We start from the raw sequence: 20,921 nt of genomic DNA, 5'->3' as shown, positions 1-20,921 counted from the left end.
CTTGAGATCAAGGCTTTTTTTATTGCTATTCATTGATTGCTTCAATTCCTTGCTGCTTCATGTTCTCTACGTGAGCCATCATCGCTTTCAATTGTTCGGGTGAATGACCAGACCATTCTGCAACCTCGCCGACAATTTTCAACGGCTGCTGCGTCCGATAGGAGCGTGTCGGATTTCCCGGAAATTTTTTATCCGTCAGATTCGGATCATTTTCAAATTCGCCTGTCGGCTCTACTTGATAAATTCGTTGCCGATTCTCACCCAGCGCCAATTCAGCGCCCCAGATTGCCGCCTCCATTGTTCCGGTAAAATAGACAAAATTTGCTTTGACTTGTTTGCCGTAATTGGAGTTCTTTCCTGCTGTGATCAACTCACCTATCTTTAGATCCGCTTTGGTTCCGTGATAAAAAGGGCCTTTGTCCAATCGTTTTTCCATCAAATCACTCCATCTTCGTTTTTCCTGTAACGGAACAGTGTAGCAATAAAAACGTTGCCTGTAAACTATTCCGTCGACTGAACCTGCGACAACTGCTCCGCAAATTGCCAGGTCTCGCCATTGTCGGAAGAACGATAGAGACAAGCGAACATCTTGCCTTGATCGATTCCCTTCATTTTCAATAAGTAAAATTTCGTCTCCAATTGATTGGTACCGACCTGTGTCACCTCGTTGGGGGATTGGAACAGATCCAGCCCGCCAGTTTGATACTCCGCGGGAATGGTTACGATCGCCTCCTTGAAGGAGCTGCCGCTATTATTGGTGTAATACAATTTTTCTCTTGTTGAAACAAACCCTAAAGCCGGATTCACAAAGCTGACATTTTGGACCGGTTGACTGATGGTCGTGCCATTACTTCTAAACCATGTCTTGCCGAAATCATTGGTTTGGTAGATTTCCAAGCCTTCAGAAGAGACCTCCGGCGATGCATTCGAATAAACGAGTACGCCACTGCCGTCAGCGAAAAACTGCGCCTTGCGATAACGCATTCGTTGCGCATTTTCTGAGACAAGTGATTTCTGCCACGTCTTACCATTGTCACTAGAGAATAAGAAATACAATTCCTTTTCATTCTCCGAATAGATAAACCAAGAGAAATCCGATGAGACATTGTACGTCTTATCCATCCAATACCCCATGGGAATCTCCCCACTAGTCAGCAAATAGCTGCCTGAACGCAGCCATTCTGGTTTTAATGGGACAAATGACCATGCGCTGCCGCCATCCGTCGTCAGGTACAATTCCTGCGTCTGCTCATTCAAATCCAATTGATTGGTCTGGCTGGTTTTTTTAGTCGGTGCCGCGCCTTGCTGCGTCAGTAAATCTTCACTCGTTAGCGGAGCCGCTTCACTGGAACTGGTAACAGTTGAACGCCTCGGCTCATCAGTCCCGCCATAAAGCATTTGATGCCGTGTCATTCCATCGTAAGCAAACACTCCTACTCCCGCAAAAAAGAGCACGCTAATCAATAGGAAAGATCCTTTTCGATTCATTCCCTGTGTTTTTGGAAAATGGACGGGCAGTCGTGGCGGTTCCTCATTCAGGACAAATAATTGAATCCCGGAAAATCCCCAGAACTCTTGCCGTTCACCTAAGAAGACCTTCGCGCCGTCAAATGTCGTGGTCAATTCGACACAAGCCGTCTTCAATAGCCGCAGCGCCGGTTTTCGTGCTTCTTCCGCTAAGTAATAGGCTTCGCGATCCTGATAAACAATCGGATACTTGGCCGCCCTCTTAACATGGTGTGCTAAAAAACGTTGAAAGGATTGCCGCAGTCGGACCTCTTGAATGCCATTCATTATAAAGAAGGTCACTACTGCGATGACACTGAGGATTCCCAGCACTAATGAAAAATGATAAAATCCCCGCAGCCAATAGCCGCTGTCGATCGAGTAGACACGCATTTCCAACCGCTGATAGACAAAGGTACCGATTCCGAAAAATACTACCAAAGCAGCAATTAAAAACAAAAATGCTGTGCGCAAATTTCGCTGTCGATTTTTTCGAACACGCTTATAGATCGCCTCGCCTGCCGAAAGCAAATCGATGATTAATAACTCCTGATCCATAAATTCTCCCATCTGATAAACTCGTTTCACTTATTATCCGTTAAAAACAAGCAGGTGAATAGACCGTTGCCACTATCTTAAAAAAAGTCCTAGAGATTGCTCTCTAAGACTTTTTCAACGTGCCTGTTACTTCATGCATTCCTTTACGGATATACGTAAATCCTGAATAAAGAACCACTACGATAACGATCCATGTCAATACCGTCATGTTCAATCCTGTAACAAAACGGGTCGCGATAATCACACCGATGACTCCCCCGATCGTGATCCCTAAGCTGACTTTGCGCGAATAATCACCAGATTTGATAAAGTTTGTCCCCGCCACAGGCATTAATCCTGCACAAGAAGCCATCATAATTGGAAAGGCCACTAGCGGACTTAATCCCAGCATATACACCAATGCCATACACGGCGCGTATAAGCCAACACCAATCGTCATCAATGCACCTAAAATGAAGTTGCCGACAATTCCGATGATCAATTTCACACCCGTCAAGCCAGTTAAATGATTGCCTGTTCCTAATAGATCAAGCATCCCTAATTGTTTCAACGCCATCAATGCGGCTGTAACGATCAAAGCGATTCCCATATAGAATTGCACTTTTTTCTCAGGCAGCTTGCTGACTGTTTTCGAACCAATGTAAGACCCGACGATTGCCGCAATAACTAATGAGAATAACGTCAGCGGCGCTACTTTTACAACGGTAATAAAAATAAATGCTTCAATAATAACCGGAACAGTATGAGAAACGTTCAAGGTTCCTGGTAATTGACGGTCGTTGTCCAGCTGCTTTGTCATCTCCAGCAGCATTGTCGTCGGCGCAAAACTGCCGATTCCCAGCGTATCCATCGCGTCCGTGATAAAACCGATCACACCCGAAACAACCATATTTCCGCCGCCCCAATTGCCACGTTCAGCGAGCAAATCGCGAATAAAATAAAACAGATAATAAACCAATAGGACACCTAACAGTCCCAACAAAATTTGTACCATAGTTCTCTCCTCTAAAAAAATAATCAATGAAAGCTCTTTTTCCTTTTAAGATAATACAACAATTCACAAGGATTTTGACTTAAATCACCTAACAGTTTGATGATATTCGTCCTATAAACAATAGAGGATTCTATGAGTAGCATTCAGAAACCGCGCAATAAAAAAATAACCCTCAATTCATGAAGGTTACTCACTCAAAACAAAATAATGATTTTCAGGATCAGCGAAATTAAACAGCCGTTTTTCGCCCTGTTGGACAATCGGATTCACCGTTGTCCCTAATTTTTGCAATCGTTCATGGTAAGCCTCCAGATCCGATACCTTCATAAGCAGTGATGGAACATTATCGACGACTTCTGGAGAATATCGTTCGATAAATCCGCGATCAAACAATACTAGATGTACTGAATCGAACAATTCCACCGTCACCTGCAAGGAATCATCCGGCATTGTTTGCTGAGAAATGATTCTTTCTTCTAATCCCTCCTGCCAAAAGGCCGCTGAGCCTGCCACGTCATTGACATATAGCATGATCTCTATTTCCTTAAGCATTTTTCTCCACCACCTCCTGCAAACGAAAGCGAACCATGTCTTTGATCAACTTTTTCGGCAGCTCCTGTGTGTAGGGGATCTGCAAGGCGCCCTTTGAGGTTTTGTAATCAGATAGCTTGTCCGCAAAAGCGGTCATCGCGCTAGGCGTTGGATAAAAACCCAGATGCTTTTTCATTGCGCCAAAATGAACGAGATTTTCCTTCAAATAAAATGTTGGCATCCCATAGGAAAGCTTTTCGGTCGTTTCTGCTGGAAGCAGCTCTTTGATCAGCTGATAGATGTCTTTTAGCATCGGCTGCTGCTCCTGCTCCGCGTCATTTATATATTCTTCAATCGGTGACATAAGTTTCACTCCTTCATCGTGTTGCATTCAGTCTATCGAAAAGTATTGAAAAGGTATACAAACTTGCTCTGTTTCTATTCATCTTTCAATAAATCGCTCAATGAAAAGCCGTCGAAGGTTTCGCCATCGTAATATTTCAACAATTGATCCGCTGTTAATAGTGAAGAGGTCATCTCCTCCTCCTTATCCTCCATTTGATTCAACGCGACATATTCCTGATATTGTTCCGCCAACTGGCGATACATTGCTTTTTTTGAGGGACCTTCCCCAGTGATAAAAGGCAATTCCTTTAGATGCCCCCGATAAAGCGGCAGCTCCCCCACCCATTCAATCGGTTGTTCAACGACTGTTAAATGAACCTCAGCAAAAATCTCTTCATACATTAGTTTTCTTCCTCTCGCATTTTTCGATACTGTCGTGGCGTGACACCCTCAATCTGCTTGAACCGTTTGTAGAAAAAGGCCTTGTCCTTATAGCCTAGACGCTCAACGATTGTCTGGATGGTCAGATCTGTCTGCTCCAAATAGCTCTTGCAGCGCTCAATTCTTTTCACTAAGACAATTTCCGTATAAGAATGACCCGTCTTTTCCTTTAATAAGTTGGATAAATAATTGGGATGGAAATGAAACTTTTGTGCGACCTCTTCCAAGGTTACCTGCTCCAAGCGAGCATCGATATACGCTAAAATTTCTTCGGTCAGCTGTCCGTTCGAGACAACGCTATCCTTCGCGATCAACCGTTCAGGAGCGGCCTGACTGATCTCCACGATCAAAAGAACAAACGCCGATTTAGTCACCTTATTATTGAAGTACGCCATTTTAACCACCTGCTTTAAGAGAAGCAGCGCGTAAAAATGCACATCGGTGACCTCAACAAAATCATAGACCAGAAAACGTGGAATTCCGTTAAACTCGTCACTCAATGCCTCTACAAAAAAGCGGTAAAGCAACGGCTCTTCCAAAAATTGACTTAACAACGATTCGTTAAAGTAGCTTCGCTTAAAATAAAAGGCAATCACTTCGGCCTCGAAGTTGCCGCGATAAGAAAGGCTGGTTACGGCATTGGCTATGACTAGACCGCCAGCATCCAGCACCTGCTCCGTATCCTTGATTTGAACGGCCACCGTTCCCTTCATTACATATATTATGCGAATAAAATCAGCAGGAACCTCTATTCGATCAGACGTTTCTTTCGTTACAAAGGCTGCGATCTCCCGCCGCGGATTAGCAGAAAAACGCTGTACCTCCCCGACCATTTGCCCATCATCACCCAAGTAACAATCCAACGTTTTCAAAAATTGATAAAAGCTAACATACTGCTCTGTCGTTACATCCATTTACCCACCGCCTTAGAATCGAACACTTTCTTCTTTATCTAAACTATTTTAAATAAAGTCCCTTCAGCATATAATCTCTTTAGTGATTGTACCACCTTTTTAACAATTAAACATTTGATTGAAACACTTTGCTCAAAATTAAGCAGACCTATAGAAATAGAAATTAGGAGGAATCAGTATGAAAATTGGTTTTATTGGTGCCGGGAATATGGCATCTGCAATCGTAGAAGGCATTGTTCAAAAGGGATTCAGCAAGCCTGAGGATATTTATTTATATGATATCTCAACCGAAAAGGTACAGGCGTTTGCGGATAAAGTGGGCGCACATGTCTTGAAAGATCCTCAGGAAGTCATCAAAACCGTCGATACCTTGATTTTGGCAGTAAAACCCAATGTCATTAAAGGAGTCTTGCTGGAGGCGAAAGACGCCATCCTGCAAAATGATCCTTTGATCGTTTCCATCGCGGCTGGAACAAGTACCGAAGCTATCTATGAAGTCTTTGAAACGGATCAGCCGATTCGAATTGTCCGCGTCATGCCGAATATGAACGCGATGGTGGGCGAAGGTGCGGCCGCTGTCTGTGGAAACACCAGCGCTACCAAAGAAGACGTGGCAGTAATCATTGATCTATTCAATGCCGTCGGAAAAGCCTGGCCACTAGAAGAGAAATATTTTTCTATCTTCACAGCAATCGCCGGCAGCTCTCCTGCATATACATTCCTATTTATCGACTCCATCGCACGTGCAGCCGTGAAAAATGGTTTGCCAAAGGACCTCGCGTTAGAAATGGCGACCCAAGCGATTCTAGGCAGCGCACAAACCTTAGCCAACAGCGATGAAAATCCATGGACTTTAATTGATCGGGTAAGTTCCCCTGGTGGAACAACGGTTGCCGGGTTCGTAGAGTTAGAAGACAACGCCTTTATCTCAACGGTGATTAAAGGGATTGACGCGACAATTCGTAAAGATGAGGAATTAGGTAAAAAATAGCATGAAAAAGAAGGACCGCCGATTGCTTGGCAGTCCTTCTTTTTACATATGAATCGGCAATCCTAGTCCGACTTCACACGCATCCATCACCATTTCTGAAAGTGTCGGATGTCCATGAATCGTTAGAGAAATATCCTCTAATGTGAGATAGGATTCGATCGCCAGAGTGATCTCAGCCACTAGATCACTGGCGTTCACACCAACGATTTGAGCACCTAGAACCAACTCGGTCTCTTCCTCAAAGACTAACCGAACAAACCCTTCTGTAGCGTTCAACGACAAAGCACGTCCATTGGCCTGCATTGGGAAATTCGCTGTCTTGGCTTTGATTCCTTCCGCCTTTGCTTCTGCCAAGGTATAGCCAACTGTTGCCACTTCCGGGTCGGTGAAGCAGATTGCTGGAATCGCGCGATAATCCTTCGCCACATTTTTCCCGCCAATCACTTCAGCCGCAACCTTCGCTTCATAGCTGGCTTTGTGGGCCAGGGCCAGACCTTCCACGATGTCGCCAATGGCAAAAATCGTTTTCTGAGAGGTCCGGTATTGCTCATCTACTTTAACCAAGTTTCGTTCAGTCAGTTTAACGCCGGCTTTTTCCAAACCTAGACTTTCCGTATTGGGTCTGCGCCCGACTGTGACCATCACATAATCTGCTTCGATGGTTTGAGTCTTGCCTTTGACCTCAAATTCAACCGCTACGCCATTTGCAGTCTCTGTCGCTTTCTTCGCTTTTGCGTCTGTGAAAATAGACACGCCGTTTTGTTTAAAGCGTTGAGCAACCAGCTTTTGAATATCCGCTTCAAAATTCGGCAGGATATTCGGACTGCCTTCAATGATCGTGACCTCTGAACCGAGATTGCGATAGGCGCCGCCAAGCTCTGAGCCAACGATTCCTCCGCCGATAATCACCAGCTTCTTCGGTATTTCCTTTAAATTCAAGCCGCCAGTAGAGTCCAATACCCGTCCGCCAAAAGCAAAACCGGGAATTTCAATTGGCCGGCTGCCGGTTGCGACGATCGCATGTTTGAATTCCAGCTTTTCTTCCCCTTTTTTTGTGGTGATCGTTAAGCTTTGCGGTCCAGTAAAGGTGGCCCTGCCCATGATAACGTCCGCGCCATTTTTCTTCAAAAGCATCCCAACACCAGAGGTCAGCGTTTTGACGACCTGCTGATCCTTCCATTGCTGCGTCTTGGCAAAATCTAAGGTTGCCTCCTTCACACTCAAGCCTAAAAAATCAGAGTGCTGGGCTTCTTGATAACGGTGTCCTGCTGTAATCAATGCTTTGGATGGGATACATCCTACATTCAAACAGACACCGCCAATATGTTCAGCTTCTACCACTGTTACCTTTTGTCCTAATTGCGCCGCACGAATGGCCGCTACATAACCGCCAGGTCCTGCGCCGATTACGACTGTATCTGTCTTTTTCGTCATGTTCAGCCCCCTCTACAGCAACAAGCTCATTGGATTTTCCAGCAGGTCAACAATCATACTTAAGAATGCCGCGGCAGGTGCGCCATCAGCAACTCGATGATCAAAGGACAGACATAAGTTCAACGCCGTGATCGTCGCAACCTGAGGTCCTTCTGGTGTATTCTCAACAACTAATTTGTCATAGCTGCCGCCAACACCTAAAATCGCCACTTCCGGTAAATTGATGATTGGATTGAAGGTTTGAACCTTGCTGCGGCCTAATGAACTGATCGTAAAGGTCCCGCCGCTCATTTCTGCCGGCATCAATTGCCCGTCACGCGCTTTTTTCGTCACCGCTTTTACGGCTGCGGTCAGATCACTTAACCCCTTCTGATCGGCTTGCTCCACAACAGGTACCACCAATCCTTCAGCAACCGCCACTGCAACACCAAGATTGACATGCTCGAACCGTCGGATGCCATCCTCATAGGCATTAGCATTAAATTCAGGATACGCTTTCAGCGCGACCATCGCGGCTTTTGCGATAATTTCTAAGAAGGATAACCGTTCGTCGGTACGTTCTTCCACCATCGGCAATAATTGCTTCCGCAGCTCGATTACCTTCGTTAAGTCAACTTCCGCATTCATGGTCACATGAGGAATCGTGTGCTTGCTTTCTGACATCTTGTCGGCAATGGCTTTACGCATCCCGCTCCAAGGAATCAGTTCGCCTTCTGCAGCTTTTTGTGCTGGCGCGGCTGCAACTGGTTTTTCTTGATATTGCTTCACATCTAAAGCTTGAATGCGCCCTTTTGGACCCGTTCCTTGAACTTGCTGCAGATCAATTCCTTTTTCTCGTGCGATGCGTCGAGCCGCTGGTGTTGCCCGAACTTTCGTTGTCGCAACGGTTGTTTCTTTGGCAGGTTCAGCAGCTACTGTCGTTTCCTCAGCTGGTGCTTCTTCCGCTGCTTCTGTTTCTGCTCCCGGCATTTCCGCGGGAACGTCTTCCCCTGCTTCACCAATGTAGGCGATCACGGAATTCACCGGTGCGCTATCTCCGTCGCCAATATATTTTTTGAGTAAAATTCCTTCATCATAGGCTTCCACTTCGATCGCGATTTTATCCGTCATTACTTCAAAAATCACCTCACCGATTTCCACGGAATCGCCTTCATTTTTTAGCCAAGTCGTGATCGTTCCGACATCCATCGTGGAACTTAACTTCGGCATCAATACTTCATTCGCCATTTTTTATCCCCCCTACGCCATCAATCCACGACAAGCTTCAACAATATCCTCTACTTGAGGAACCGCTTTCTTCTCAAGCTCTGGATGATACGGCATCGGGATTTCTTTACCAGCTAAACGTACGATCGGTGCATCTAAGAAGTCGAAGCATTCCTCTTCGGCGATCACACTTGCCAGCTCAGCACTGAATCCGCTGCGTTTTACTGCTTCAGTCACAACAACAGCTTTTCCTGTTTTAACAACAGAATCAATAATTGCCTGTTTATCTAGCGGTACCAGCGTCCGTGGATCAACCACTTCGATTTGAATGCCTTCCTCCGCTAAAATATCTGCGGCTTCCATGGCTTTGTGAACCATAATTCCAGTCGCTACAACTGAAATGTCGGTTCCTTCTCGTTTGATATCTGCGACTCCGATTGGAATCGTGTATTTTCCTTCCGGTACATCTGAACTCGTCCGGTAGCAAAGCTTGTGTTCATAAAACATGACTGGGTTATTGTCTTCGATCGCTGCATGCAGCAAACCTTTCGCATCATAAGCCGTCGCTGGTTGGATTACCTTCAATCCAGGGACGTGGGCTGTCCAGTTTTCTAAGCTTTGCGAGTGCTGCGCCGCCGCGCCTGTTCCCGAACCGCCTGGTGTGCGCATCACCAATGGAATTTTCGCTTTTCCACCGTACATGTAGCGGATTTTTGCTGCTTGATTGACGATTTGATCTAAGGCGATCGTAATGAAGTCTGAAAATTGAATTTCAAAAATCGGACGCATTCCTGTCATCGCCGAACCTACAGCCGCTCCCGCGATCACTGATTCAGAGATCGGTGTTGAACGCACCCGTTCCTCACCAAATTCTTCCACCATACCCCGACTCACACCGAAAGCGCCGCCATAAACACCGATGTCTTCACCTAACATGAAAATATCTTCATCTTCTCGCATCGCTTCAGACATTGCTTCTCTGACCGCTTCCGCGTACGTGATTTCTCTCATTATTTGCTCCTCCTAATTCTCTCTAGTCTGAATAAACGTCTTCGTACATGCTTTCAATCGCCGGCATTGGGCTTTCTTCCGCGAAGGTTACCGCATCTTCAATCGCCTGTTTCGCTGCTAAGCGAATTTCCTCTGCTTCCTCTTCCGTGAAGATCCCCGCCGCTACGAATTTTTCACGAGCCAATTTGATTGGATCGCGATTCTTACGCCAATCTTCTTCCTCTTCCTTCGTACGATATTTCTTCGCATCAGATTTCGAATGGCCTTTCCAGCGATAAGTCATCGCCTCAATAAGGGTTGGGCCTTCTCCGCGACGCGCTTTTTCAACCGCGTCATAGGTAGTATTAATGACTTCGATCACGTCATTTCCTTCGATAGTAATTCCTTCGATTCCATACGCTTTTGCTCGTTCAGACAAACGCTCAACGTTCATCATTGTTTTAAACGGTCCGCTCATTCCGTATTGATTGTTTTCAATAAAGAAGACGACAGGCAATGCCCAAATGGAAGCCAGATTCAAGGATTCATGGAAGCTGCCCTCATTTGTTGAACCATCTCCGGCATACGCTAAAGCAACCGTGTCATTTTTTTTCAATTTTGACGTCAGTGCCGCACCTGTAGCGATCGGGAAGCCGCCGCCTACGATCCCATTTGCGCCAAGATTTCCCGTATCCAGATCCGCAATGTGCATTGAGCCGCCTTTTCCATTGTTCGTTCCTGTTGTACGACCAAACAACTCTGCCATCATTTCATTGATATTTGTCCCTTTAGCAATTGTTTGTCCATGTCCACGGTGAGTCGCGGTGATCCAGTCGGTCTTTCTTAAAACTGCTCCGCTACCTGCGGCTGTCGCTTCCTGTCCCACTGCCAAGTGAGTGGTTCCGTGAATCAAACCTTTAGCAAATAGCTGGTCCACCTTCTCGTCAAAGAAACGAATTTCCCACATTCTGCGATAAAGCTCTACCAAATCCTCGTCCGTCAAACCTGCTCGATTCGGAATCGAGATGTTTTTCGTTGCTGTCATCATTTATGCGCCTCCATTTTTATTTATCTTCATCTAATAATGTTTTAGCTGTCTCTTCATCGGTAATTAAAACATTGACTAATTTTCCCTTTAACGCTGCTCGTATCCCGCTGACTTTCTCTTTTCCGCCAGATACACCGATCCGTTTTGGAATCTGCTTTAATTCCGACAGGCTGATGGCTAAGACCCGATCATTCCAAGTGCAATCTGTTAACTCGCCCTCCTCATCAATAAAGTTGTAACAAATATCTCCTGACACATTGCCAGCAGACAATTCCTTTCTTAGTGGTACTTCTTCATTCGGCAGATAAGCTTTAGTCATCGTGGAATATGCGGGCAATCCGCCAATTCCCACTAATGCGACATCCGCCTTTTTCCCTTTGTCAAACACGTTCTTGATAAAGGATTGTGCCATAAACACCTTTTTAGCTTCAGCTGAATCGACGGTGATTGGCGCATGCAGCTCCAATACTGAACCGCCGCTCTTACGGGCAAAAATTTCGCAGACCACATTTGCCTGCAACGCTGTATGCTCTTGTCCCAATCCGCCTACTAACGGAATAAATCGAATATTTTCCATTTGGTTTTTCGGCAAAAAGTTTTGAGCCGCCTCGTGAACGACCATCCCCGCGGAAACGCCAATGGTTTCGTCGCCTTTTAAAACGCGTGACAGGTATTTTCCAGCCGCGATCCCAATCCGTTTGTTCAGCATTTCAGCTGCGGCTGGCGCGATACAAATGACCTCCGTCAATCCAAATTTTTCAATCAATTTCTCTTCTAACATGCGATAGGGATGGACAAGATCGTCATGAATGATAATCTCTACCAGACCTAAGGAACGTGCCTTTGCTAAATACTTGGATACCAGCGAACGACTAATATTAAATTTTTTCGCCACATCTGATTGCTTTGCTCCCTCTTCGTAATACATGGAAGCAATCTCGGTTAACAATCGGGCATCGTCGGAATAACTCATTTTTATTCCCTCCTAGTTCGTGCCAATGAGCTTCTTTTTGAAAAAGAGAACCTGTATAAAGGAACTCTTTCTTAATTTAGACTCATTATTATCATATGTTCTTATATTTAACATATGTTACACACTCATCATAAGAGCCTTGCTTCTTAGTGTCAACGCTTTCACCAAATGATTTTTTTCACAATGTCATCTTTACAAAATGTTCCAACGACGCGGTTTTCGTAACATATGTCACAGCCCTTCACATTCTTTTGTGTTTACTGACTTTTGAATAAAAAGATCATAGTAAAAACCATGTATTATTGGGTTCTCGCGAAAGGACCAATAAGGTTGATTTTCACTATGATTTTTCCAAATGCTTTACGGTACTCGATAAATGCAGGAGAATGTTTCTTCTATTCGTTCCTAGAGTCCTTTAGTATCTCCATAGTGAAAGAACAACTTACTCAGCTTAAAAACAAAAGGTACATCCTCGCTGAGCCTCTGATTCTGCCCTATTTCTCATCTCCATCATAATAAATCTGTGCCTTTGTTTATAGTCATCCTTTTTTCATCATTAATCATGAAAGAACAGCTTTTCATTGCTCCCTCAACACTCGACTCATTAATCGGCTTCACACTATAAGGATCGCCGCGTTAGAGCTTTTCAAGCAATTGCTGGCAGCATGTATCCATGTTGAATTTCGTAATAAAGGGGGTGCCGTCAATGATCGGCAGATCCGTCGTGAATTGCGGCTGTCCAATAGCTACAATCGCAGAAATATCTTCGGCTACCTCCGTTACATCATAAATACTTTCTCCAACAACCTCTGCCTCTACTTCTTTTTCCTTCATAAACTCCGCAATATAGTTCACGGTAAAGTTCCGTTTATTGTCGGAGGTACCTGTAACAACTAAAATTTTTTTCATAAGCGCTCCTTTAATAAGTTCTTCCACCATCAGCTAACATAATTTGTCCATGAATATACGAACTTTCAGGACTTGCTAAAAACAGCGCCAGATTCGCAATGTCTTCTGGCTGACCGATCCGCCGAAGCGGAATTTTTTTCACCAGCTCTTCTCGACTAGCCGCATCTGGATAAAGCGTATCTAAAATATCGGTCTGAATGACTCGCGGTGCAATCGCGTTGACGTTGATCCCTCTTGGTCCAAGCTCCTTTGACGCCGCTCGCATTAAACCGTGTTGTCCTGCCTTTGAGGAAGCATAGTGCATCCCGCCGCCGGTGCCCGTAATAGCTGATCCAGAGGTGATAAAAATGACTTTTCCTACGTCATCGATAAAATAATCATAAAAAGCCTTCAAGGTATAGAAGGAGCCGTCCAAATTAATATGCAGGACACGCTGCCATTCTTCGATCGAGATTTCATCTATGGAATGTAGATAGCTGATCCCCGCGTTGATCACCAAAATATCCACTTGATGAAAATGTTCAAAAACCTGCTCGCTTGCCCGCTGCAGCGACTCTGGATTTGAGACATCGGTTTGGATAAACAAGGACTCCGAAAAGGACTGAGAAAATTCCGCCGCTGTTTGTTCCCCATTCACTTGGTCAAAATCTAAAATCACTGTGTACGCACCCGCTTCCGCAAACTTTTGGGCAATCGCTTTGCCGATTCCTTTTGCCCCGCCAGTGATTACCGCAACTTTTCCTTTCATGGGTTCGCTCCTATCTCTATTTTATATGTTCGAACATATGCCTTTCGTTAGATACGCGCTTCTTTTCCTATTTATTCAGGAAAAGAAGCGCGCATTGTCTAACTTAAAATATCAATAATTTTCTGTACATCTGCTTCAATTCCAACACCTGTTAAAAAGGACAAGGCACGAATAACAGGGATGTTCTCGCTCTCATAAGCCGTCGTCGTAACAACCAAATCCGCTCCTTGTATTTTCGAAGGCAATTCTGCTACCTTACACTGTTCCACTGTTGCTGGAATATTGTTCTTTTCCAGCTCTTCTTTTACCCGCATACACACCACCGTTGATGTGGCTACACCTGTTCCGCAGGCAATAAGGATATGTTTTTTATTCATTCATCTCAGCTCCTTTAATCGTACTGTTGGGATCGTCTTTTCCAGTTGGCAATCCATAATGCTTTTTAATATCATTTCGTGTCCAGAACCACAGCGCTCCATACATAACTAGCGCAATGGCCCCTGCCATGAAGGCCGGAAGATTCGATGGATCAATCAGCTTCAGCATGATCCACAAGGTGATGTGACTGCTCATATCAATCCCTGAGATCATCGTTGCCCCTTCAGGAAAAGCAAAGCCCACTGCATGTGCCATTGTGGTCGTCAATGCCCCTAAATTCGTTGCGATAAAGAAGACGATACAAATGGATGCGATTGAATTTAGCAATCCTCTGAAAATATTTCCTTTTGATGCTGCGACTGACCAGATGACCGTGAAAGGCAATACCGCTAAATCAGCGAAAGGTAATAAACGATTGAATGGCAGAATTGCCGCTAATAAGATCGTGATTGGTACCATCAATAGTGCTACGGTGATAATTGCCGGATGGGCTGTTACAACCGCTGCATCTAAACCAATGTACACTTCTTTTCCTGGGAAACGTTTTTGAATAAAGGTTTTAGCCCCTTCAGCAATCGGTGATAGCCCTTCCATCAATAAAGCTACCATTCTCGGCATTAAGATCATTACCGCTGAAGTTTGCACACCTAATTGGATAATTGCCTGAGAGTCGTAGCCTGCCAGCAAGCCCATTCCAACCCCTAGTACCAAACCGATCATCATCGGTTCACCAAAGATCCCTAAACGCTCCTTCAAGTTCTTCGCGTTAATATCAATTTTATTGATGCCTGGAATCTTATCCCATACACGGTTCAACGCATAGGTCAACGGCGCAAAGTTTACCGTCTCCCCGTGGGGTAAGGAGATGCCCGGCAAGCCAAAAAAATGCTCGACTGCTGGTGCCGTCCAATCGGCTAATTTGAAAATGACAAAGGAATTGATCAAGGCACAAACAATGGCGATCCAAATTGAATCGGTCGCATAATAAATCATTGCTCCCGGGAAAATCAAATGCCAATAGTTCCAAAGATCCACGTCCATCGTTTTGGTTTGATTAAATCGCAGCAGGATCATATTAAAAATAAAGATTACCGGAATCAAAATTACTGCGATTGGTGTGGCGAAGGTGATCGCTGCTCCAATCGGCCAACCAACATCCAAGATATCCAATTGCAAACCTAAACGTTCAATCATCGCTTGAGAGGATGCTCCGATCGAATCCGAAAGCAACCCAATTACCAAATTCAATCCAGTGAAACCAATCCCGACGGTTAAACCAGCTCGAAAAGATTTACTCAGCTTTTGACCTAAAACAACCCCAAAGACGGTCAAAATGATCGGCAGCATCGCAGCTGCTCCAAGGTCCAATATATAGTTCACACCTGCTTTAAGTATATCTAACATTTTTTCTCCTCCTTGTTTCCATTATTGAATCGTCTTCAATAACTGCTCCACCTCAACAACCTTCTCTTTTGACTTAAGCAACTGTAAGTTTTTCTCATCCTGACATAGCAGCATTAATTTTTGCAGCATTTCCAATTGATTTTCTGGCTGTTTGATCGCCAGCATAAAAACAAGTTCTACTTCTAAAAAAACATCTTTGCTGGCCATCATTTCAAAGGTTACGGGCTTTTCCAACACGCCTACCAAGAACCCTTCCTTTTTTACATGGTCAGAATCTGTATGAGGGATCGCCACATTGATTCCCTGCGTGGGTAGTCCTGTAGGAAAAACCTGTTCTCGTTCAATTACCGCCTCTGAGTAGCTCTCATGGACAAAGCCGGCATCGATCAGCACTCCGCTCATTTCTCTTAATAGTGCCTCTTGGTCCTCTTCATCGAAGGAATAATACAAAAATTTCTGATCTTCTTTTCTCAATAGTTTATTCATAAGGATATCCCATCACTTTATCTTCTAATTTTCTTAACTGATTCATGACCGCTTCTTCCGATTGACATTGATCCATCAACGCTAAAAAATTTTCGGTTGCTAAAATTTCTGTAAAATAATACAAACAGGTGCCGATTGAAACCCCTTCAGGTAAAGAAAAGGCAATAACATACTTCACTGGATCGTTTTTCTGATGGTTAAAGGAAACCGGCTCTGCTAAACGGACAAAGCTTGCGCCAATTTTTTTGGCTCCATGTGAGAATTCCGCATGGGGAATGGCCACTCCTGGTGAGATTACAATGTAGGAATCATAATCAACGACCATTTGAATCATCGCCTGTATGTATTCCGATGTGATTAGTTCATCTGCCAGCAAGAGCTGCCCTGCCGCCTCCACTGCTGATTGCCAGCTATCACAGCTTTGATCCAGTTTGATCCGCTCAACCGTCAGGATCGCAGTCAATCGGTTGATTTCCTGTGTTTCCTCGGCTAGTCGTTCGTTTAGACGATTGAAGGATTCAATATCGCTTAAGAAGTTTTGATACTCACCGTCATCCATGTATTTCTGAATTATCGGTAGAAAATCTTCAATCATCGCCTCTTCTTTAGTAATTAAATAATTTTGATCAATAAAATGCCGCGGTTTGATCTTATATAACACCTTTTGAATACGGACAATGTCCTGTTCTGTAAGAATCGGGTTTACAAGCACAACTGGCGACTGGTCAAATTTCAAAGGAACCGTGCTGACGATTAAGTCTTGATCCTCCGGCTGAACCTTTTGCAACGCATGAGAGGAATCAACTGAGACGACTTCAATTTGAGGAAAGGCTGATTTCAGCTTTACCTTGATCAATTGAGCGGTCCCGCTGCCAGAGTTGCAAACAATTCGCAAGCGTATTTGTCCTTTTGATTGTGTATTGCTGCTGTTTTCTAAAATCGCCATCACATACATGACAATAAAGGACAACTCATTCGGCTGAATCTCCACATCTAAGTAGTTCTCAACCTTGTTCAAATTCCGTTTTACAATCTCAAACATATCCGGATAGGATTGATAAATTTCATCCAGCAAAACATTTACCACACTGTCATTCAAAGAAAGACGATAGATTAAGAGCTTCAAGTGATTCTCTAATAGATCAAATAGATCGCTGTTCAAGTAGTATTTAATATCCATTTCCTTTGCCAGATTGAAAATAAATTCATTAATCAAAATTTGAGTCTCGATCGAATCAATTTTGCGTCCATTATTCTTGATATAGCTCTTCCTGCGTAAAATCGAGATCAAATACCCCAGCTCGCCGCCTTCTGCTCGAATATCATAGGATTGTTCAATTTTTTCAATGATCGTCTGAGCAAAATGAGCCTTAGAGCTTTCCTGCAGCTCAGCCAAATTTTCAGTCACATCAATCCGCTGATCATGCTTGATCCGTTCAATCATAATAATCAAGTAGCAAACCATTTCATGATATGAAAAATCAGATAGTTGCAGTTGTTCTTCCTTTTCAGCCTCCATCAGCAGCTGGCTGACTTCCTGATAGCGTGTATCAGGATCAATGATCTCTAACAATAAATTCTGAAAAATGTTGTTTTCCCAACCAAGTGCATAATCATAACTGTAATCGAATAACCCGTTAAAAATGACGAGTTTCGTCATCGCCGAACGAATATGAACTTCATTTCCCGCCACCTTGTAGCCTTTCCCAATATGAGAAAGCAAGGATAAATCATTTTTTTTGAACCATTTCTTTAACGCTTCAATATCGCTGACTAACGTATTGCGACTGACTAAGAGGTATTCAGAGAGATAGTAGGTCGTCACATAATCATGACTTGTGATCAGAAGCAGCGCTAAAATAGTCCGTCTTTCATCGAGGGTTAAATGATAGTGCTGAAAAGACGCATACGTTTGAAATAGTTCCTTTAAGTCAACCTCCTTCGGTATTTTTAAATAGCCGTCTTCAAAATACAGTGCTTCGTTTTTTTCATTGCTTTCCAATTGGAAATTGATTTCCTTGATGTCATTGCGAATGGTCTGTTCAGAAACCTTAAAGAGCTTGGCGTAATTAACCAAGGATTCTTCCTTCTCATGCAAAACATCCAATAAAATTTTATTGATTCTCCTGTTCATCACTATCACCTCTACACGTTTAATTGTATCTGCCTCCTATTATTTCACAAGACCAATCCTTTTGGTGAACTTCTCAAAAGAATTGTGATAGATACCTAAAGAACTTCTGTGCTACGCTTGGCATACTAGATAGAAGCCGTCTTTTTATAACAATTTTTAATAAATAAATTCTCAAGGAGCGGATCAAATTGAAATCATTAAGGAAATTAGCTAGTGGTGTCGGAAATGTTGAATTATGCGATATTGACAAACCTTCTGTTAAAAAAGATGAAGTATTAATAAAAGTATTATTTAGTGGTATTTGTGGATCGGATATCCATGCGTTGAAGGGTGAATATAACAAAAAAATACCATTAACTCTCGGCCATGAATTCATTGGTATAGTCTCTGAAAAAGGGGATAAAGTAACACAGCTGGACATTGGTGATCGAGTCGTCAGTGAGACAACCTACGAAGTTTGTGAAAAATGCCCTTACTGTTTAAAGGAAGAATATAATTTATGTAGTCACCGAAAAGGACTAGGAACACAGGTGGATGGCAGCTTCGCAACGTATGTTTTAGCTAAGGCTGATCGCTGCCATCACTTGCCAGCAGAGCTGCCAAGTGAAGTAGCCGCTTTAATGGAGCCACTGGCCTGCTGCATCCATGCCGTAATGGAGAAAACAATCGTTCAGCCTAATGAGAAAATTGCTGTCTTTGGACCTGGGCCGATTGGTGTCTTACTCGCCCTGGTCCTTCAATCACTGAACGCGAACGTGACCCTCATTGGAATTACCAAAGATGCCCTACGTTTAGCAAAGGCACGTGAGCTGGGGATCACAAAAACATTTGATAGTCAAAAGACCTCCTTAGAAAACTTAGTCGAACAAGAAACAGACAGCTTGGGCTTTGATCAAGTTTTCGAATGCTCCGGCAGTTTTCAGGCACTTCAGCAGTCCTTAGAAATTGTCAAAAAGAAAGGAACGGTTATTCAAGAAGGACTTTTCGCAAAGAATCCTGTCCCGCTGGATATGAGTCTGCTGCTTAATAAAGAAATTCAGCTCATTGGCTCACGTACTCAAAAACCTAGCTCTTGGAGAAAAGCATTGGAGTGGTTAGCAACTGCTAAAATTGATTTATCACCTATGATTACCAGAACCCTTCCTTTAGACCAATGGGAGGAAGCCTTTAAACTAGCCATGAATGGCAAAGAGTTGAAAATTCTGCTAAAGCCCGAATAATTCCACGAACGAAAAGAGGCCGTGACATAAGTCATAGTCTTTAATAGGAAAAAATTGGCGTCCATAAATCAGTAAATGATTTATGGACGCCAATTTCTATGTACCCAAGGTGCCCAGCCGTTTCATTGCCGCTAACTTTCTCATATTCAATGCCATGATAAGGATGCCCGTTTCCTTTTTCACCTTTTCCATGCCTCGAACATGGTACCGAGTGAAATGCAAACAAGCCTTCATCCATCCAAAAACAGGTTCTACGTCAATTTTTCTTTGTGCGTAGATTTTTCCATTTTCAGGTTCTGAAAGCAAGGTGCGTTGTTTGGCTTTAAAATATTCTAACGAAGGATTGACCTTAATGATGCGTGTATTTCCCCCTTGGGTCAACGCTTCTTGAATCACTTCTTTGTTTTCTGTGTATTTCTCTGCTTTGTATTCTTTAAAATCTCGGACAAACCCATCGACTTTATCCGTCTCTGTTCTGTACGCATTGAAATTAAAACGAACACCTTTTGGATCAAGATAATAATCCTCTTGTTCGTTGTACGTCCAATTCATCACTTTTCGTTCGTCCGATTGCCACTTCTTACTCTGTTCTTTCAACATCGTTGAGTAAGGGATCAATGCAGTGTGGTTCGGTAGTTCATCTTCAAGGTACCGATAATTTTGTTCTGAACCATACCCTGCATCCGCGACAATATGCATTGGGAGGCGATTCGCCACGTTCAATTTTTTTATAAACGTGGGAAAGGTTTTGGTATCCGTTGGATTTTGATAGACATCATAACCCAAAATGAACTGATTACTGGTGGCTATTTGAAGATTGAACGCAGGTTTTAATTGCCCATTGCGCATAGGATCTTCTTTGACACGCATAAATGTGGCATCGTTATCTGTTTTTGAATAGCTATTGCGGGCACCACAAATAACTAAGCGCTGTTGATGATCGACCATTTTTTCACGCCGTTCATTTAGTTTTCGTGTTTGTGCTTTTAATAAACGGCGCTGCTGTTTGGCTGGATTTGGTGAAACCTTTCTGGTTTCAAGTACTTCTTGTTCCAATTCTTCTAGCCGTATTTCCAACCTCGTCAGTACTTCATCTATCATATCTAATGTGAGTGAGGTTCCTTCAGGAACGTGACTCGCTAAATGTGCCTCTTTCAGTTCAGACATCAAAGAGACGATCTGCTCACGATTCATTTTGTCATAGTTGAGCGTGGTCTTTTTCCAAACAAAACTGTATTTATTGGCATCTGCGAGGAGCTTCGTTCCATCGATAAAAATCGAATCATTAATCAATTGTCGCTCTCTTAAATAATGGACCAACGAATCCAACCCTTTTTCGATCAATGTTTCTAACTCATTGGAAACACGAAAGCGGGCAATGGTTCGATAGGTAGGCATCTGTTCTTGGGTCAACCAACGAGCCGGTAGGCTTTCTTCTGCCAACTGTTCAATTTTCCGACTGCTAAACACACTACGGGTATAGGCAAAAAGAACCAGTTTTAACATCGCACTCAAATCATAGTTCCGGGGACGACCAAAAAGATAGGAATCCGTGATTTCAAGAGATTCAACGAGTTCATTAATAAACCAAGCAGTGCTGTCTTTTTTTGGAATATAAGAAGTTGTGATATCTAAAGTGAGTTGATTCATGTTATAATTTGTATGCATGATTTTGATCCTTTCGGGGATTGAATGATTTAGAGTACGGGTG

The 20,921-nt window shown here is 43.5% G+C and carries 20 protein-coding genes and 1 pseudogene; 2 read left to right on the top strand and 19 right to left on the bottom strand.

What is annotated here, in order from left to right; translation table 11 throughout:
* Positions 1-25 precede the first annotated feature (25 nt).
* From arr to J9537_RS00475, 7 genes are all read right to left on the bottom strand, one after another.
* Positions 26-436 carry an NAD(+)--rifampin ADP-ribosyltransferase gene (arr, locus tag J9537_RS00505; protein ID WP_218256324.1) on the bottom strand — a complete coding sequence of 137 codons (411 nt, stop codon included), beginning with the start codon at positions 434-436 and terminating at the stop codon, positions 26-28.
* A gap of 65 nt (positions 437-501) precedes the next feature.
* A complete protein-coding gene (locus J9537_RS00500; RefSeq protein ID WP_245001264.1) occupies positions 502-2,076 on the bottom strand; it encodes a hypothetical protein in 1,575 nt (524 codons plus the stop codon).
* A 91-nt stretch (positions 2,077-2,167) separates the two neighbouring features.
* Entirely contained in the window at positions 2,168-3,058 is an 891-nt protein-coding gene (locus J9537_RS00495; protein ID WP_218256323.1) for a sulfite exporter TauE/SafE family protein, read from the bottom strand.
* Positions 3,059-3,244: 186 nt separating this feature from the next.
* The gene (locus J9537_RS00490; RefSeq protein WP_218256322.1) at positions 3,245-3,610 is read right to left on the bottom strand and encodes a VOC family protein; all 366 of its coding nucleotides are present in this window, start codon (positions 3,608-3,610) and stop codon (positions 3,245-3,247) included.
* Complete coding sequence (locus J9537_RS00485) at positions 3,603-3,953, bottom strand: iron chaperone (protein WP_218256321.1); 351 nt, start codon at positions 3,951-3,953, stop codon at positions 3,603-3,605. Before J9537_RS00485 ends, J9537_RS00490 begins: the two co-directional genes overlap by 8 nt.
* Before the next feature lie 74 nt (positions 3,954-4,027).
* Positions 4,028-4,336 carry a hypothetical protein gene (locus tag J9537_RS00480; RefSeq protein ID WP_010747325.1) on the bottom strand — a complete coding sequence of 103 codons (309 nt, stop codon included), beginning with the start codon at positions 4,334-4,336 and terminating at the stop codon, positions 4,028-4,030.
* Complete coding sequence (locus J9537_RS00475) at positions 4,336-5,289, bottom strand: helix-turn-helix domain-containing protein (protein WP_218256320.1); 954 nt, start codon at positions 5,287-5,289, stop codon at positions 4,336-4,338. Before J9537_RS00475 ends, J9537_RS00480 begins: the two co-directional genes overlap by 1 nt.
* 178 nt (positions 5,290-5,467) lie before the next feature.
* Here J9537_RS00475 and proC point away from each other — a divergent pair, with 178 nt between their 5' ends.
* Positions 5,468-6,280, top strand: coding sequence for a pyrroline-5-carboxylate reductase (proC, locus tag J9537_RS00470; protein ID WP_218256319.1), 813 nt, complete (start codon positions 5,468-5,470; stop codon positions 6,278-6,280).
* 42 nt (positions 6,281-6,322) lie between these two features.
* On the opposite strand, the gene lpdA is transcribed toward proC, so the two are convergent.
* The 11 genes from lpdA to J9537_RS00415 all read right to left on the bottom strand — a co-directional run bounded on the left by lpdA (position 6,323) and on the right by J9537_RS00415 (position 17,990).
* A complete protein-coding gene (gene lpdA / locus J9537_RS00465) occupies positions 6,323-7,714 on the bottom strand; it encodes a dihydrolipoyl dehydrogenase (RefSeq protein ID WP_218256318.1) in 1,392 nt (463 codons plus the stop codon).
* 12 nt (positions 7,715-7,726) lie between these two features.
* A complete protein-coding gene (locus tag J9537_RS00460) occupies positions 7,727-8,941 on the bottom strand; it encodes a dihydrolipoamide acetyltransferase family protein (RefSeq protein WP_218256317.1) in 1,215 nt (404 codons plus the stop codon).
* A 12-nt stretch (positions 8,942-8,953) separates the two neighbouring features.
* Positions 8,954-9,931, bottom strand: a complete 978-nt coding sequence (locus J9537_RS00455; protein ID WP_010747330.1) for an alpha-ketoacid dehydrogenase subunit beta — start codon at positions 9,929-9,931, stop codon at positions 8,954-8,956.
* Between the two features lie 22 nt (positions 9,932-9,953).
* Entirely contained in the window at positions 9,954-10,958 is a 1,005-nt protein-coding gene (locus J9537_RS00450; protein ID WP_010747331.1) for a thiamine pyrophosphate-dependent dehydrogenase E1 component subunit alpha, read from the bottom strand.
* A gap of 16 nt (positions 10,959-10,974) precedes the next feature.
* Complete coding sequence (locus tag J9537_RS00445) at positions 10,975-11,931, bottom strand: sugar-binding transcriptional regulator (RefSeq protein WP_010747332.1); 957 nt, start codon at positions 11,929-11,931, stop codon at positions 10,975-10,977.
* Between the two features lie 636 nt (positions 11,932-12,567).
* A complete protein-coding gene (locus tag J9537_RS00440; protein ID WP_218256316.1) occupies positions 12,568-12,840 on the bottom strand; it encodes a PTS sugar transporter subunit IIB in 273 nt (90 codons plus the stop codon).
* Positions 12,841-12,850: 10 nt separating this feature from the next.
* Complete coding sequence (locus tag J9537_RS00435; protein WP_218256315.1) at positions 12,851-13,588, bottom strand: SDR family NAD(P)-dependent oxidoreductase; 738 nt, start codon at positions 13,586-13,588, stop codon at positions 12,851-12,853.
* A 98-nt stretch (positions 13,589-13,686) separates the two neighbouring features.
* Entirely contained in the window at positions 13,687-13,965 is a 279-nt protein-coding gene (locus tag J9537_RS00430; RefSeq protein WP_010747335.1) for a PTS sugar transporter subunit IIB, read from the bottom strand.
* Positions 13,958-15,370: a PTS galactitol transporter subunit IIC gene (locus J9537_RS00425; RefSeq protein ID WP_218256314.1), complete on the bottom strand. Its 1,413-nt coding sequence runs from the start codon at positions 15,368-15,370 to the stop codon at positions 13,958-13,960. Before J9537_RS00425 ends, J9537_RS00430 begins: the two co-directional genes overlap by 8 nt.
* Positions 15,371-15,391: 21 nt before the next feature.
* Entirely contained in the window at positions 15,392-15,856 is a 465-nt protein-coding gene (locus J9537_RS00420) for a PTS sugar transporter subunit IIA (protein WP_218256313.1), read from the bottom strand.
* Entirely contained in the window at positions 15,849-17,990 is a 2,142-nt protein-coding gene (locus J9537_RS00415; protein WP_218256312.1) for a BglG family transcription antiterminator, read from the bottom strand. The genes J9537_RS00420 and J9537_RS00415 overlap by 8 nt, the downstream gene beginning before the upstream one ends.
* A 188-nt stretch (positions 17,991-18,178) precedes the next feature.
* On the opposite strand from J9537_RS00415, the gene J9537_RS00410 reads away from it, so the two are divergent.
* A complete protein-coding gene (locus J9537_RS00410) occupies positions 18,179-19,210 on the top strand; it encodes a zinc-binding dehydrogenase (RefSeq protein WP_218256311.1) in 1,032 nt (343 codons plus the stop codon).
* 123 nt (positions 19,211-19,333) lie between these two features.
* On the opposite strand, the pseudogene J9537_RS00405 reads toward J9537_RS00410, so the two are convergent.
* Positions 19,334-20,878, bottom strand: a pseudogene (locus J9537_RS00405) (IS1182 family transposase); the annotation flags it as partial.
* Positions 20,879-20,921: the final 43 nt, after the last annotated feature.

The organism is Enterococcus raffinosus (genome assembly GCF_019175485.1).
Lineage (GTDB): Bacteria > Bacillota > Bacilli > Lactobacillales > Enterococcaceae > Enterococcus_A > Enterococcus_A raffinosus.
This window is presented reverse-complemented; position numbering and strand designations above follow the sequence as displayed.

Bases quoted from the DNA above. Each gene is read 5' to 3' on its own strand.
- arr (WP_218256324.1), bottom strand. From the start codon at position 436: ATGGAAAAACGATTGGACAAAGGCCCTTTTTATCACGGAACCAAAGCG.
- J9537_RS00500 (WP_245001264.1), bottom strand. From the start codon at position 2,076: ATGGGAGAATTTATGGATCAGGAGTTATTAATCATCGATTTGCTTTCG.
- J9537_RS00495 (WP_218256323.1), bottom strand. From the start codon at position 3,058: ATGGTACAAATTTTGTTGGGACTGTTAGGTGTCCTATTGGTTTATTAT.
- J9537_RS00490 (WP_218256322.1), bottom strand. From the start codon at position 3,610: ATGCTTAAGGAAATAGAGATCATGCTATATGTCAATGACGTGGCAGGC.
- J9537_RS00485 (WP_218256321.1), bottom strand. From the start codon at position 3,953: ATGTCACCGATTGAAGAATATATAAATGACGCGGAGCAGGAGCAGCAG.
- J9537_RS00480 (WP_010747325.1), bottom strand. From the start codon at position 4,336: ATGTATGAAGAGATTTTTGCTGAGGTTCATTTAACAGTCGTTGAACAA.
- J9537_RS00475 (WP_218256320.1), bottom strand. From the start codon at position 5,289: ATGGATGTAACGACAGAGCAGTATGTTAGCTTTTATCAATTTTTGAAA.
- proC (WP_218256319.1), top strand. From the start codon at position 5,468: ATGAAAATTGGTTTTATTGGTGCCGGGAATATGGCATCTGCAATCGTA.
- lpdA (WP_218256318.1), bottom strand. From the start codon at position 7,714: ATGACGAAAAAGACAGATACAGTCGTAATCGGCGCAGGACCTGGCGGT.
- J9537_RS00460 (WP_218256317.1), bottom strand. From the start codon at position 8,941: ATGGCGAATGAAGTATTGATGCCGAAGTTAAGTTCCACGATGGATGTC.
- J9537_RS00455 (WP_010747330.1), bottom strand. From the start codon at position 9,931: ATGAGAGAAATCACGTACGCGGAAGCGGTCAGAGAAGCAATGTCTGAA.
- J9537_RS00450 (WP_010747331.1), bottom strand. From the start codon at position 10,958: ATGATGACAGCAACGAAAAACATCTCGATTCCGAATCGAGCAGGTTTG.
- J9537_RS00445 (WP_010747332.1), bottom strand. From the start codon at position 11,931: ATGAGTTATTCCGACGATGCCCGATTGTTAACCGAGATTGCTTCCATG.
- J9537_RS00440 (WP_218256316.1), bottom strand. From the start codon at position 12,840: ATGAAAAAAATTTTAGTTGTTACAGGTACCTCCGACAATAAACGGAAC.
- J9537_RS00435 (WP_218256315.1), bottom strand. From the start codon at position 13,588: ATGAAAGGAAAAGTTGCGGTAATCACTGGCGGGGCAAAAGGAATCGGC.
- J9537_RS00430 (WP_010747335.1), bottom strand. From the start codon at position 13,965: ATGAATAAAAAACATATCCTTATTGCCTGCGGAACAGGTGTAGCCACA.
- J9537_RS00425 (WP_218256314.1), bottom strand. From the start codon at position 15,370: ATGTTAGATATACTTAAAGCAGGTGTGAACTATATATTGGACCTTGGA.
- J9537_RS00420 (WP_218256313.1), bottom strand. From the start codon at position 15,856: ATGAATAAACTATTGAGAAAAGAAGATCAGAAATTTTTGTATTATTCC.
- J9537_RS00415 (WP_218256312.1), bottom strand. From the start codon at position 17,990: ATGAACAGGAGAATCAATAAAATTTTATTGGATGTTTTGCATGAGAAG.